The sequence below is a fragment of the Pedomonas sp. V897 genome (genome assembly GCF_051304405.1).
In the GTDB taxonomy this organism is placed as follows: Bacteria; Pseudomonadota; Alphaproteobacteria; order Sphingomonadales; family Sphingomonadaceae; genus Pedomonas.
Genome location: NZ_JBPPGG010000001.1, coordinates 329711 through 342954, shown reverse-complemented (window position 1 = coordinate 342954; position 13244 = coordinate 329711). Strand labels below are relative to the sequence as shown.

Sequence of the window (13244 nt, the reverse complement as noted above, 5' to 3'; positions counted from 1 at the left end):
GCCTGCTTACGGCTGCGGCGTCTCGCCCTCGCCAGCGCCTGCCGGCGGCACGGGGGCGCCGTCTTCCGGCATGCTCTGGAACGCGAGCAGCTCCACGTCGAACTGGAGCACGGCGTTGGGCGGAATGATGCCGCCGCCCGCACCCTGGGCGCCGTAGCCCAGCTCGGGCGGAATCACGAGTCGGTACTTGCCGCCCTGCTGCATCTGCTGCAGGCCCTCGTTCCAGCCGGGGATCACGTCGCCGATGCGGAACATGGCCGGTTGGTTGCGGGCGTAGCTCGAGTCGAACTCGGTGTTGTCCATCAGCCAGCCGCGGTAGTGCACCACCACGATGTCGCCCGGGCCCGGCTTGGGGCCTTCGCCTTCCCGCAGGACTTCGATCTGAAGGCCCGAGGGCAGGGTCGTCACGCCTTCCTTGGCGGCGTTTTGCGCCAGAAACGCGCGGCCGGCGGCCTGGATCTTCAGGCCTTCAGGCAGCAACGCCTGCGAGGCCCAAGCGGCTCCGCCGACAACAAGAACACCCAGCGCAATCGCCCAACGCGCCATGATCCTCACTCCCTGCAAGTACACACGCTGCGAAACCGGGAACGGCAGGATAAACGAAAGCCGCCCCGAGGGGCGGCTCAGCCGTTCCGCGCAGGCAGCTTAACGGGAAATACCGTCACGCTCCTGGCGCTTGCGCTCCAGCTTGCGGGCGCGACGGACAGCGGCTGCACGTTCGCGGGCGCGCTTTTCCGAGGGCTTCTCGTAGTGGCGACGCAGCTTCATTTCACGATAGACGCCTTCGCGCTGGAGCTTCTTCTTGAGGGCGCGCAGCGCCTGATCGACATTGTTGTCGCGAACGATAATCTGCATAGAGGGCCGTCTCTCTCCAATCCGATCCTGTTCACCGAAGACACATGCCTACGGCGCGAGCGGCCTCCCTAACAGAAGCCGCGGGCGCTGTGAAGAGTGGATTCAGTACAATAATGCTTTCCGTGCCACTCAAGTTTCGCGATATAGTGGGCTCATGACCGAATCCAAGGATGAAATGGCCGCTTGCGACATGACGCTTGAGGAGCTGCGCCCGGTGCTGGTGGACGCGCTGCTCGGCCATGTGCCGTTCGACGGGTGGTCGGCGGCGGCGCTGGACCAGGCGGCGGCCGACCTCGGCATTCCCGCCGAGCGCGCCCGGCTGGTCTTCCCCGGCGGCCCCATCGACATGGTGGATGCCTATACGGCCCGCGCCGACGCGCGCATGGCGGCCCGCCTCGCGGTGCTGGACCTGCCGTCCATGAAGATTCGGGAGCGCATCCGCACGGCGGTGAGCGTGCGGCTGGAGCAGGCCTTGCCCCACCGGGAGGCGGTGCGCCGCGCGGTCTCCATCCTGGCGATGCCGCAGAACGCCGCCCGTTCGGCCCGGGTCCTGTGGCGCACGGCTGACGCCATGTGGCGCGCGGCCGGCGATGCGGCGACGGATTACAACTATTATACCAAGCGGATCACGCTGGGCGGCGTCTACGCCTCTACCCTGCTCGTCTGGCTCGACGACGAGAGCGAGGGTCTGGCGGACACGCACGACTTCCTCGACCGGCGCATCGACGGGGTGATGCGCTTCGAGAAGGCCAAGGCGCGGGTGACGACACTCGCCGCCAACCGCCCGAGTCTCACCCGCTTCCTCGGCCGGCTGCGCTATCCCGCCTTCTAATCCATTCCGTCTGGGGCCAAACGTCGCCTGCCGGGCAGGCGTTGCTGCGGGACTCGACCCCCGGGTTTCGATCTGATACTGCTTCTCAAATGCGAATTTCGGCCGGGAAACAATTGTCATGTCCGACCTGCCAACACTAGGCTCTTTGCCGCCGGGCACCCGCGGCCGCATCGTCTCCATCGATGCGGCGGGCAGCACAGAGGATCTGCACCTGCGTCTCCACGAGATGGGCTTCGACGAGGGCGTCGAGGTGGAGGTGCTGCACCGGGGGCCGATCGGCGGCGATCCCATCGCCGTGCAGGTGGGCGGCATGACCGTTGCCATGCGCCGGCGCGACGCCGATCTGGTGCGCGTGGCGCTGGGCGAGGAGACACGGCGCGAGGCGGCGGAATGAGTGTTTCAGTGGCAGCGCGTGCGACGACCATCGCGGTCGTCGGCAATCCCAATGCCGGCAAGACATCCCTGTTCAATGCGCTGACCGGCGCGCGCCAGAAGGTGGGCAACTACCCGGGCGTCACGGTGGAGCGCAAGGCCGCCCGCCTGACGCTGGCCGACGGCCGCACCATCGAGATGGTGGACCTGCCGGGTGCCTACAGCCTCAACCCGCGCAGCCCTGACGAGGAGGTGACCCGCCGCGTGCTCCTCGGCACGCAGGAGGGTGAGGGCAGGCCCGCCGCGCTGGTGTGCGTGGTGGACGCCACCAACCTGCGCAACCACCTGCGCTTCGTGCTGGAGCTGAAGCGGCTGGGGCTGCCGATGGTGGTGGCGCTCAACATGATCGACCTGGCGGAGCGCGACGGCATCAAGATCGACGTGGCGCGGCTGGAGATGCTGCTCGGCGTGCCGGTGGTGACCACCGTCGCCGTGCGCCGGCGCGGACTCGATGCGCTGCTGGCGCAGCTGCCGGAGCTGATCGACGCGGCGGAGGACGGCCGGTCCGCGTCCCTGCCGCCCGCCGACGTGCGCACATTGCAGAACGAGGCCCGGACCATCGCCCGGCAGGTGGTGCTCAGCGAGGGGCAGGGACGCCGGATCTCGCGGGCGATCGACCGGGTGGTGCTGCACCCGGTGGCGGGACCGGCCATTCTGGCGGCCATCCTGTTCCTCATGTTCCAGGCGGTGTTCGCCTGGGCCGAGGCACCGATGACCTGGATCGAGGACAGCTTCGCGGCGCTCTCCGCCTGGGTGGCGACGCTGCTGCCGGACGGCTGGCTGCTCTCGCTCATCAATGACGGCATCATCGCGGGCGTGGGCAGCGTGGTGGTGTTCCTGCCGCAGATTCTGGTGCTGTTCTTCTTCATCCTGCTGCTGGAGCAGTCCGGCTACATGACCCGCGCCGCCTTCCTGATGGACCGCATCATGGCGCGGGTGGGGCTGAACGGCCGGGCCTTCATCCCGCTCCTGTCGTCCTTCGCCTGCGCCATTCCCGGCATCATGGCGACCCGGACCATCGACAACCCGCGCGACCGGCTCACCACGATCATGATCGCACCGCTGATGACCTGCTCGGCGCGCCTGCCGGTCTATACGGTCATCATCGGCGCCTTCATTCCCAACCAGACGGTGGGCGGGGTGTTCGGCCTTCAGGGGCTGGTGATGTTCGGCCTCTATGTGGCCGGCACGCTGGGCGCGCTGGTCGTTGCCTGGGCGCTGCGCCGCTCCATCACCCGGGGCGTGTCCCAGACCTTCCTCATCGAGATGCCCAAGTATCAGATGCCGGTGGCGCGGGACGTGGTGCTCGGCCTGTGGCAGCGGGCGCTGGCGTTCCTGAAGCGGGCGGGCACCATCATCTTCGCCACCACCGTCATCCTGTGGGGGCTGGCCAGCTATCCGGCGCCGCCGGAGAACGCGGACCCGGACCGCCCGGGCATCGACTACTCGTTCGTCGGCTACATCGGCCGCGGGCTGGAGGTCGTGCTGCAGCCGATCGGCTTCAACCGCGACATCGCCATCGCGCTGGTGCCGGGCATGGCGGCCCGCGAGGTGGCGGTCTCGGCGCTCGGCATGATGTATTCGCTGGACGGCGACGAAGAGGAGGTGGCCATGTCGCTGGTGGACAGGCTGCGCGAGGCCTGGCCGCTGCCGACGGCGCTGGCGTTCCTCGCCTGGTTCGTGTTCGCGCCCCAGTGCATCTCCACCCTTGCCGTGGTGCGCCGCGAGACCAACAGCTGGCGGTGGATGGCCTTCATGGTCGCCTACCTGTTCGTGCTGGCCTATGCGGCGGCGGGGGCAACCTACTGGATTTCCCGCGCGCTGCTGGGCGTCTAGCGTCGACCCTATTGTGACGGAGCCTGCGATCGGACGGTGGCAAACCGGCGCGAGCCTGCTATGCTCCGCGCCCAATATCCAGGATACAGACAGAGACGGAACGAAGCATGGCGGGAAGCGTCAACAAGGTCATTCTCATCGGCAATCTGGGGCGCGACCCGGAAGTCCGTTCGCTCAATGACGGCTCCAAGGTGGTCAATCTGCGGGTCGCCACGTCCGAGACGTGGCGTGACCGCGCCACCGGCGAGCGCAAGGAGCGCACCGAATGGCACAGCGTGGTGATCTTCAACGAGAACCTGGGCAAGGTGGCGGAAAGCTATCTGCGCAAGGGCTCGAAGATCTACGTTGAGGGCCAGCTGCAAACCCGCAAGTGGACCGACCAGCAGGGCCAGGAGCGCTACACCACGGAGATCGTGTTGCAGCGCTACCGCGGCGAGCTGACCATCCTCGACAGCCGCGGCGGCGGCGGCGAGGGCGGCTTCGGCGGCGGTGCGGGCGGCGGCTTCGGCGGCGACTACGGCGACGACATGGGCGGCGGCTTCGGTGCCGGTGGCAGCAGCTTCCGCAATGGCCCGTCGTCGGGCGGCGGCAGCCGCGGCGGCTTTGGCGGCCGTCCGGCCCAGAGTGACGAGCTGGATGACGATATCCCGTTCTGAGGAACGGCAGAGGAACGATTGTTCTGAAGGATTGAGGCGCCGCTCGAACCGGCGCCTCTTTTTTTGTCCCGCCGCCGCACCGGGACGGGCCCGGACCGTCGGATGCTAACAGTAATAACCCTGCGGAACCTTTGCTGCCTCAAAGAGTTTTTCCCAACTGCGCTGTTGCTTGCGCGGTCTGGGTATCCGGGACGGAGCATGACAGGTTTGGAGCATGGAAGTGATATTACGGAGGGTGAACGCTTCCGTCTTCCGGTGGGTTCCGTGACTGATTATGCCATTCTCCTGCTCGACGAGGCGGGCCAGGTGGCAAGCTGGAATCCGGGGGCCGAGCGCTCCAGGGGCTATTCGGAACGGGAAATCGTCGGCCAGCCGTCCTCCCGCTTCTTTACCGATGAAGACCGCGCCGCCGGCATGCCGGAGCGGGCGCTCCGCGTCGCGGCGACAGAAGGGCACTTCGAGTTCGAAGGGTGGCACGTCCGCAAGGATGGCACCCGCTTCTGGGCGCACACCGTCATCGACCCCATCCGCAACGACACCGGCAAGCCGATGGGCTTTGCCATGATCACCCACGATCTGGCCGTGCGCAAACAGACGCAGGAGGCGCTGCGCCGGAGCGAGGAGCGGTTCCGCCTGCTGGTTCAGAGCGTGACCGACTACGCCATCTACATGCTGGACGCCCACGGCTACGTCACCAACTGGAATGCGGGCGCGATGCGCATCAAGGGCTATGCGCCCGAGGACATCATCGGCCAGCATTTCTCGCGCTTCTATACGGAGGAGGACCGGATTGCCGGGCTGCCGGAGCTGGGGCTGGCGACTGCCGCCCGCGAAGGGCGGTTCGAGGCCGAGGGCTGGCGCGTCCGCAATGACGGATCGCGCTTCTGGGCCCATGCCATCATCGACGCCATCCGCGACGACGACGGCCGGCTGCTGGGCTTCGCCAAGGTGACCCGCGACATCACCGAGCGCCGCGAGGCGCAGCTGGCGCTGGAGCAGGCCCGCGAGGCCTTTTTTCAGGCGCAGAAGATGGAGGCCATCGGCAAGCTGACCGGCGGCGTGGCCCACGACTTCAACAACCTGCTGGCGGCGGTGCTGGGCAGTCTCGACCTGGCCCGCAAGCGCTTGCCCGCGGAATCGGATGCGCTGCGCTTCATCAACAACGCCATCATGGCCGCCGAGCGCGGCGCGACCCTGACCCAGCGCATGCTGGCCTTCGCCCGCAAGCAGGAGCTGAAGCTGGAGGCGGTGGACACGGCCGCGCTGGTGCACAACATGGCCGAGCTGCTCCAGCGCACGCTGGGCGCACAGGTGACAGTGGACACCTGCTTCCCCTCGACGTTGCCGACGGTGCTGGCCGATCCGGTCCAGCTGGAGCTGGCCATCATCAACCTGGCGGTCAACGCGCGGGACGCCATGCCGGGAGGCGGGCGCATCGTCATCAGTGCCAAGGAAGCGGCGGTGCCCGCCGACAATGCCCAGGGCCTGGCGCAGGGGCAGTATGTCTGCCTCGCCGTTGCCGACAAGGGCGAGGGGATGGACGAGAAAACCCTGGCCCAGGCGATCGACCCCTTCTTCACCACCAAGGGCATCGGCAAGGGCACCGGGCTCGGGCTGCCCATGGTCCATGGCCTCGCCGAGCAATGCGGCGGCCGGCTGGTGCTGAAAAGCCGCAAGGGCGAGGGCACCACGGCCGAGCTGTGGCTGCCGGCGGTGGCGGCAACCGCGACCGCCGCGCCGCAGCCGCCGCGCCTGCGTGCAGCGCCGGAGTCGGCGCCGCAGGGGTCGCTGACGGTCTTGGCGGTGGACGATGACAGGCTGGTACTCAATTACACGGTGGCGCTGCTTCAGGAGCTGGGCCACCGGGTGGTGGAGGCCTCCTCCGGCAAGCAGGCGCTGGAGATTCTGGGCCGCCAGCCGGTGGACCTGCTGATCACCGACTATCTGATGCCGGAGATGACCGGCACGCAACTGGCCGAGATCGTGCGGGCGGGCTGGCCGCGCCTGCCGGTGCTGCTGGTGACCGGCTATGCCGAGCTGCACCCGCAGAAGAGCCCCGATCTGCCCCGGCTGCACAAGCCGTTCCAGCAGGAGCAGCTCGCGGCGGCCGTCGCGGAGCTGACCGAAGCCAGCCGGGCACCGGCCCCGGAGCTTCAGTTCGTGAACCGCTGAGCGTCGGCCCTTCCCGAGCGGTTTTCACCAAAATGGCACGCACGTCCCGTTGCCGGGCCACCGCCCTGCGACGAATGGAAACACCCGGCCACGGTTCGTCTCAGAACCCCTTGAGAGTGGCCCCACAGGCGCCTAACTACCCGGCCGACGGCTCTTGGCCGTACACTTGCACAGCCAGTTAATGGCGGACCCTGTCGGGGGGCAGGTTATCCGACTCCCGCGCCGGAGACGATTCCGAAGGCGCTGGAGCCGGCCCGCGGGCGCCCGTGCGCCAGGCGGGAACTGAAACTGCAACCCTTGCGTCCCGCGCCTTTACGGCTTCCGACCCGCTGGACGGCGTGACTGCGCGCGACGGAAAAAGACAGGAAGTGAACCGTGCCCATGCGCTCCGGCGACGATGGGTGCGCGGCGCAGCCAATGTTCCGGCTGGGTCTTCGCGTACACCGAGTTGTTGTTCTGTTTCTTTGCGTTCTGTTTGCCGGCATTGCCGGCGCTGCATCCCCCGGACGGGCAGATCCGGAGGCGGAGGTGTCGGATACGGACTCTCCGGACATCGCGGCCGTGGCAAGCCTGCCGCCCAATCTCTCCAGACGCGGGTTGGTGCATCCCCGTTTCGATGCCCGCCTTCAGGAAGAGTTCCACCGCAACTGGGGCCTCATGGCCATTCGCGCCACCGCCGCCTATGAGGCGGGTGCCACCGGGCGCGGCGTCACGATCGCCATCATCGATACGGGCATCGAGACCGCGCCGCCTGATGTGCTGCGGAACGTCTCGCCCGACTCCATTGACCTGATCCAGGATCGCAGGGACAGCGGCGTGCGCACCCACGGCGCCCGCATCGCCTCGGCGCTGGCCGCCGCGCAGGACGGCGCCGGGATCATCGGCGTTGCGCCCGAGGTGACGGTGCTGTCGGTGCGGGCCGACCTCGATCTCCCCTGCCGCAAGGCGGGGTGCCTGCTGACCGGTTCCCACGTCGCCCGGGGAATCGACTACGCCCTCGCCCAGGGCGCGCAGGTCATCATCCTCTCGCTGGCGGGCGGCAAGCCGCTGACGTCCCTGGAGCCGGCGCTGGAACGGGCGGCGAAAGCGGGCGCGGTGCTGGTCGTGGCGGCCGGCAACGAGGGCGGCCACCAGACCGCCTGGCCCGCCCGCTATGGCGCCGATCCTCGGCTGGCCGACTCGATCATGGCGGTGGGCGCCGCCACCCGCGCCGGGACTCTCGCCAAGTTTTCCAACCGCGCGGGCAAGGCGCGGGATCGCTATCTCATCGCCCCGGGCGACAAGATCAACGTGGAATGCGACGCGCACCATTGCGAGCAGGAATCGGGCACGTCCTTCGCCACCGCCTATGTGGCGGGCGCGATCGCGCTGCTGCTGGACGCCTTTCCCGCGCTCGACGCGCAGACGGCGGCACGGCTCCTGCTGGATTGCGCCCACGACATGGGGCAGTCCGGTGTCGATGCGGTGACCGGCCATGGCCATATCGATCTGGCAAAGGCCTTCGACCGCGCCCGAACCCTGTCGAACCGCGAGCTCGCCGCCGACTTCCCCACCAGCTGACCCCGAGCCCGCCCTCTGAACCCGGGCGGCCCCGCCCCCCGCGACGGGCGGGACGGAACCGGCAGAAATGTTTAATCATTTCAGTTCAGCTACGGTTCAGTCCGGCACGCACAGGGTGCCCGGGTGTTTCAGATGGGGAAGGCTTATGACGAGGATTCTGCAAGCGGCGTCCAGGGCTGTGCTGGCCGGGGTTGCTCTGGCCGGAGTCGCCGCGCCTGCGCTGGCGGCGGACGGCGCCGGACTGACGATCTACAACGGCGGTTTCGGCATGGTGCGGGAGACCCGCACGGTGGCACTGCCCCAGGGCGTCGGCACGGTGACGCTGACCGGCCTGCCCGCCGAGATGCGCCCGGAGACGGTGACGGTGCGCGCCGACGGCGTGAGCGTGCTGGAGGCCAGCTTCCTGCCCGAGACGCTGACGCCGCAGGCGCTGGCCGAGCGATTCGTGGGCAAGACCGTCACGCTGGTGCGGGTCAATCCGGCCACGGGGGCGGAGACACGCCAGCCGGTCGAGGTGCTGGCCGTCAACGACGGGCTGGTGGTGCGCAGCAACGGCGAGATCGAGACGGTGCGGCCGGACGGCACCTTCACCCGCCTTGTCTTTGACAGCGTGCCGGAGGGACTGGCCGCCGAGCCGACCCTGTCGCTGCGGGTGAACAGCCGGGGCGGGGCGGCGCAGCCGCTGGGCCTGTCCTACCTCGCCAATGGCCTCGGCTGGCAGGCGAATTACGTGGGGGTCTATGACGAAGCGCGCGGCGTGCTCTCCCTGCAGGGCTGGGCGACGCTGGAGAACGGCACCAGCACCGACTTCCGCGACGCCCGCGTGCAGCTGATGGCGGGCGACGTGGCGCTGGAGCGCCGCTTCGCGCCGACCATGGTGATGGCCAAGGCGGCCGATGCCATGATGGCCGCCGAAGCCGCGCCGCAGCGGGAGAGCGTGGGAGACTACCACCTCTACACCCTGCCGCAGCCGGTGACGCTGCTGCGCCGCCAGACCAAGCAGGTCAGCCTTGTCTCCGCCGCCGCCGTGAAGGCGGAGCGCAGCTACCGCTTCGAGCTGTGGGGGCCGCAGAGCTTCCCGCAGCCGCAGAGCGTCGAGACCCGTGTGCGATTCGACAACACCCGGGGCAACGGCCTCGGCAAGCCGCTGCCGGCAGGCACCGTGCGCTTCTACGGGCAGGACAAGGCCGGCAACAGCCAGTTCCTCGGCGAGAACAGGATCCCGCACACGCCCGAAGGCGGCGCGGCGGACCTGATTCTGGGCAAGGCCTTCGACGTGACGGTGAAGCCCACGCTGGTCAGCCAGCAGGTGCTCAACCGGGGCGAGGGGCCGCGCCATGTGGAGTGGTCCATGGCCTACGAGCTGAAGAACGCGAAGGATCAGGCCGTCACCGTCGATCTGCGCCAGAGCGGACTCGGCGGCGAATGGGAGGTGATCGAGGAAAGCCAGAAGCACGAGCGGCTGGACGCGGACACCGCCCGCTGGCGCGTGACCGTGCCCGCCGGGGGCACGGTGACGGTCAAGGCCACGGTTCGCCAGCGGGGGTGAGGAACCCCCGCGCCGGCCAAACGAAATTTTTGCAGGGGAGGCGAAAAAGTTCAGCTTATTGTTCTTGCATCGCCGCGCGGAATGGCGCTATAGACGCGCCACCCAAGGCGGCGGCCTCCTGACGGGGAGTAGCTCAGCCTGGTAGAGCACTGTGTTCGGGACGCAGGGGCCGGAGGTTCGAATCCTCTCTCCCCGACCATCACGGTGAGGCTGCCGAACTTGGGACGGAACGGGCGGGCAGCGCAAGCTGGCCGCCCGTTTGCGTTTTGAGCCTGTTTGCCGAAGCAGGCTGGCGGGGTACGCTGCACCTCAGAACCGCAAGGAGCGTTGTTTCAGCATGAGCGAAGCACCCTTTTTCGAGCTGAAGGCGACTCACAATCCGCACCGCTGGTATCTGCCTGTCGAGCTGGCGCTGTGCGTTGGTCGCCCGGGGCAGCAGTTCCTCTACGGCGGCGCCGGTCTTGCCGCCTCCATCCGCGCCCTCGAAGGCACCACGGGCCGCCCGACCATCTGGGCAACGGCGCAATACCTCGACTACGCCCGGCCCGGCTCCATCGTCGATCTGGACGTGCTGGTGCCGGTCTCCGGCCACTACACCAGCCAGGCGCGCGTGGTCGGCCATGTGCGCGACAAGGAAATCCTCACCGTCAACGCCGCGCTGGGCTCGCGGCCGAGCAGCCTCTCCCACCAGTGGGCCAAGGTGCCGGTCGTGCCGAGGCCGGAGGAATGCGAGCTGCTGCCCCATATCTGGAGCTGGAGCCGCGACCCCGGCGACCTCTACAGCTACTTCGAGGTCCGCGTGGTGAAGGGGCGCGGCGAGCAGATCTCCAGCGGCCAGGCCACCGGCGTGAGCGAGGACGGCAACGTGGTGCTGTGGATCCGCCCCGCCAAGGGCCAGCCGGTCGACTCGGCGCTGCTGGCGATGGTGGCGGACTTCGTGCCGCTGGCGGTGGGCGATGCCATCGGCCGGGCCGTCATGGCCAACAGCCTCGACAACACCATCCGCTTCCGCTGCGTGGTGCCCACCGAGTGGGTGTTGTGCGACATCCGCATCCACGGCGTGCACGGCGGGTTCGGCCACGGGCGCATGCACCTGTTCGCCGAGGACGGCACCCTGATGGCAACCGCCAGCCAGTCCGTCGTCATGCGCCTGAAGGACGAACGCTAGGGGCGGGACTCAGGAGGGCAGGCGGCCCGGCTGCAACTCCACCTTGATCCAGCCGGTGCGGCGGGCATCGAACGCCCGGTAGGCGTCGATGGCCGACTCAAGCGGCACCGTGTGGGTGAGAATGGCAGCAGGGTTGATCGCCCGGCGCCGCACCAGCTCGATCAGGTGCGGGATGTAGCGCCGGTGGTTGCAGTTGCCCATGTTGATGGCGAGGTTCTTGTTCATCGCCTCGCCGATGGGGAAGGTGCGCGCCTCGGGCGGATAGACGCCGATGACCGAGAGCGTGCCCGCCTTGGCCAGCGCCTGCACCGCCCATTCCAGCGCCTGGCTGGGCCCGTCGCCGGGGATCCAGTTGTCGCCCTCCGGGGCAATGCGCGGCACAAGAGTGCGCAACTGGCGGTCGAAATCCTCCGCGCGCTCCTGCGCCTTCTCCGCCGCCGGGCCGCGATGGGCGCGGCAGGCGTCCACGCCTACCGCGTCGATGGCCCGGTCAACGCCGATGCCGTTGGTGAGGGTGAGAATCGCCTCGACCGGGTTCTCCGTCTCGTAGTTGATGACCTCCGCCCCCTGGCGGCGGGCAAGGGCCAGCCGGTCCGGCAGGCAGTCGATGGCGAAGATCCGCCCCGCATCCAGCAGCCGGGCGCTGGCGATGGCGAACTGGCCCACAGGGCCGCAGCCGAACACGGCGACCGTGTCGCCCTTGGAGATTTCCGCCAGCTTCGCCCCGAACCAGCCGGTGGGGAAAATGTCGGAGAGCAGGATCGCCTGATCGTCCGTCACGTCCTCCGGCAGCTTCACGAGCCCGGTGTGGGCGAAGGGAATGCGCGCCCGCTCCGCCTGGAGGCCTGGATAGCCGCCTGCCGCCTCCGGGCCGCCATAGAAGGCCGTGCCGGCCCGCTTGCCGCCGGGGTTCGCCAGATCGCACTGGGCGAAATAACCGGCGCGGCAATAGGCGCACGCGCCGCAGGCTATGGTGGAGGGAATGACCACCCGGTCGCCCACCTCCAGGTTCCGCACGTTCGCACCCAGCGCCTCCACAACCCCGACGCCCTCGTGGCCGAGAATGGTGCCCGGCTTCATGCCGCTGACCGTGCCCCGCACGAAATGCAGGTCCGTGCCGCAAATGGCGGACGCGGTCAGCCGGACGATGGCATCGGTCGGATCGCGCAGGACCGGGTTCGGAACCTCCTCCAGCCGGATATCGCCGATGTCGTGAAAGACGACCGCTTTCATCGCAAGGCTCCGCTGATTGCCGGGACAGGTCGCACAGCGACTGGAATCCGGCTGTGCGGGGGCACCGGCTCAACGTGTCAGCAGGGGCTGGGTTGCCTTGGGCGGGAAAACTTTTCCCGGCGTCTTCGGCGCTGGAAAAGGCAGGGCAGGTAAGGAGCAGGCTCGGTTCGCGAAATCGCCGCTGCCGTTCTCATTGGCAGCGGAAAAAAACAAGGGTGATCGCGGCGGATGCGGCGGAGGTCATGCATCCCGTCGCGCCGGTCAGAGAAAAAGAACGCTTACGTATCACGAGCAATCGAGAGAGTGTCGTCGCTCATTGAGTACAGCTCCGCTCGGGAACACGGAGAGACTGGAGGAGGTGGGGCCACAGCATGATGTCCCACCTCCTCAAAAATATCCGCTTCACAAACCTGGGTGCACAAGGGTGTGTGCGTGCTCAGGCGTGGCTGGCGCTCGTCGTGCGGCGAGGCATGGTTGCTGCACCGACGAGACACAGGCCGCCGAACATTAATCCCCATGTGGCGGGCTCGGGGACAGAGGTTGTGATGCGGCCTGAACTCAAATATTTGTTTCCACCAGTAGGCGGCTTGGCGAGAATGAACTCATAGCTTTTGGTTGCCAAGGCAACTCCGCTGGCAGTCAGCTCGCCTTCAAACAGGAGCGTAAGGTGGAATGGGCCACGCGATACGTTCAGCCCGGATGTCGGGTCCCACGAGACAAGGTTTGTCAGGGTGTAGGAGGACATTTCGTTATCAAGGAACAGGTCGAGCAGTTCACTGAAATCGTCGCTTGTCTCGAACCACCCTGTGAGAGTTCTGCCATCCGTAAACACTGCGTTCTCAAGATTGAAGATCACGCCTGCCGAGGCGGGTGCTGAGGAGAGCAGTGCGGCACCAAGCAACGCAGCGGACACGGAGAGCATTTTGCGCATTGGAAGTCCCCCCCCCCCCC

General features: G+C 67.9%; 12 protein-coding genes and 1 tRNA gene. 9 read left to right on the top strand and 4 right to left on the bottom strand.

All coding sequences use genetic code 11. The features are described 5' to 3' along the window. Positions 1 to 6: 6 nt before the first annotated feature. Positions 7 to 546: an FKBP-type peptidyl-prolyl cis-trans isomerase gene (locus ACSJJU_RS01730; protein ID WP_435913426.1), complete on the bottom strand. Its 540-nt coding sequence runs from the start codon at positions 544 to 546 to the stop codon at positions 7 to 9. Positions 547 to 645: 99 nt separating this feature from the next. Further along, complete coding sequence (gene rpsU / locus ACSJJU_RS01725; protein ID WP_435913425.1) at positions 646 to 855, bottom strand: 30S ribosomal protein S21; 210 nt, start codon at positions 853 to 855, stop codon at positions 646 to 648. Between the two features lie 154 nt (positions 856 to 1009). On the opposite strand from rpsU, the gene ACSJJU_RS01720 reads away from it, so the two are divergent. The 9 genes from ACSJJU_RS01720 (at position 1010) to ACSJJU_RS01680 (ending at position 11060) form a co-directional block, all read left to right on the top strand. Then, on the top strand, positions 1010 to 1687 hold the full coding sequence (locus tag ACSJJU_RS01720) for a COQ9 family protein (RefSeq protein WP_435913424.1): 678 nt from the start codon (positions 1010 to 1012) through the stop codon (positions 1685 to 1687). Between the two features lie 118 nt (positions 1688 to 1805). Further along, positions 1806 to 2081 carry a FeoA family protein gene (locus tag ACSJJU_RS01715; protein WP_435913423.1) on the top strand — a complete coding sequence of 92 codons (276 nt, stop codon included), beginning with the start codon at positions 1806 to 1808 and terminating at the stop codon, positions 2079 to 2081. Positions 2082 to 2089: 8 nt separating this feature from the next. After that, positions 2090 to 3955: a ferrous iron transporter B gene (gene feoB, locus ACSJJU_RS01710; protein ID WP_435913422.1), complete on the top strand. Its 1866-nt coding sequence runs from the start codon at positions 2090 to 2092 to the stop codon at positions 3953 to 3955. 107 nt (positions 3956 to 4062) lie between these two features. Next, positions 4063 to 4611: a single-stranded DNA-binding protein gene (gene ssb, locus ACSJJU_RS01705; RefSeq protein ID WP_435913421.1), complete on the top strand. Its 549-nt coding sequence runs from the start codon at positions 4063 to 4065 to the stop codon at positions 4609 to 4611. Positions 4612 to 4809: 198 nt separating this feature from the next. Continuing rightward, positions 4810 to 6783, top strand: coding sequence for a PAS domain S-box protein (locus ACSJJU_RS01700; protein ID WP_435913420.1), 1974 nt, complete (start codon positions 4810 to 4812; stop codon positions 6781 to 6783). Between the two features lie 528 nt (positions 6784 to 7311). After that, the gene (locus ACSJJU_RS01695; protein WP_435913419.1) at positions 7312 to 8343 is read left to right on the top strand and encodes a S8 family peptidase; all 1032 of its coding nucleotides are present in this window, start codon (positions 7312 to 7314) and stop codon (positions 8341 to 8343) included. A 145-nt stretch (positions 8344 to 8488) separates the two neighbouring features. Next, positions 8489 to 9892, top strand: coding sequence for a DUF4139 domain-containing protein (locus tag ACSJJU_RS01690; RefSeq protein WP_435913417.1), 1404 nt, complete (start codon positions 8489 to 8491; stop codon positions 9890 to 9892). A gap of 122 nt (positions 9893 to 10014) precedes the next feature. Continuing rightward, a tRNA-Pro gene (locus tag ACSJJU_RS01685) sits at positions 10015 to 10091 on the top strand. A 138-nt stretch (positions 10092 to 10229) separates the two neighbouring features. Beyond that, on the top strand, positions 10230 to 11060 hold the full coding sequence (locus ACSJJU_RS01680; protein ID WP_435913416.1) for an acyl-CoA thioesterase: 831 nt from the start codon (positions 10230 to 10232) through the stop codon (positions 11058 to 11060). A gap of 9 nt (positions 11061 to 11069) precedes the next feature. Here ACSJJU_RS01680 and ACSJJU_RS01675 read toward each other — a convergent pair whose 3' ends face one another. Together ACSJJU_RS01675 and ACSJJU_RS01670 are read right to left on the bottom strand one after the other, a co-directional pair. After that, on the bottom strand, positions 11070 to 12293 hold the full coding sequence (locus ACSJJU_RS01675; RefSeq protein WP_435913415.1) for a zinc-dependent alcohol dehydrogenase: 1224 nt from the start codon (positions 12291 to 12293) through the stop codon (positions 11070 to 11072). Positions 12294 to 12729: 436 nt separating this feature from the next. Further along, a partial coding sequence (locus ACSJJU_RS01670) for a PEP-CTERM sorting domain-containing protein (RefSeq protein ID WP_435913414.1) occupies positions 12730 to 13244 on the bottom strand: 515 nt, incomplete at its 5' end.

Excerpts from the sequence above, each read along its gene's own strand:
- ACSJJU_RS01720 (WP_435913424.1), top strand. The coding sequence starts at position 1,010 with ATGACCGAATCCAAGGATGAAATGGCCGCTTGCGACATGACGCTTGAG.
- ACSJJU_RS01730 (WP_435913426.1), bottom strand. The coding sequence starts at position 546 with ATGGCGCGTTGGGCGATTGCGCTGGGTGTTCTTGTTGTCGGCGGAGCC.
- ACSJJU_RS01690 (WP_435913417.1), top strand. The coding sequence starts at position 8,489 with ATGACGAGGATTCTGCAAGCGGCGTCCAGGGCTGTGCTGGCCGGGGTT.
- rpsU (WP_435913425.1), bottom strand. The coding sequence starts at position 855 with ATGCAGATTATCGTTCGCGACAACAATGTCGATCAGGCGCTGCGCGCC.
- ssb (WP_435913421.1), top strand. The coding sequence starts at position 4,063 with ATGGCGGGAAGCGTCAACAAGGTCATTCTCATCGGCAATCTGGGGCGC.
- ACSJJU_RS01680 (WP_435913416.1), top strand. The coding sequence starts at position 10,230 with ATGAGCGAAGCACCCTTTTTCGAGCTGAAGGCGACTCACAATCCGCAC.
- ACSJJU_RS01675 (WP_435913415.1), bottom strand. The coding sequence starts at position 12,293 with ATGAAAGCGGTCGTCTTTCACGACATCGGCGATATCCGGCTGGAGGAG.
- ACSJJU_RS01700 (WP_435913420.1), top strand. The coding sequence starts at position 4,810 with ATGACAGGTTTGGAGCATGGAAGTGATATTACGGAGGGTGAACGCTTC.
- ACSJJU_RS01715 (WP_435913423.1), top strand. The coding sequence starts at position 1,806 with ATGTCCGACCTGCCAACACTAGGCTCTTTGCCGCCGGGCACCCGCGGC.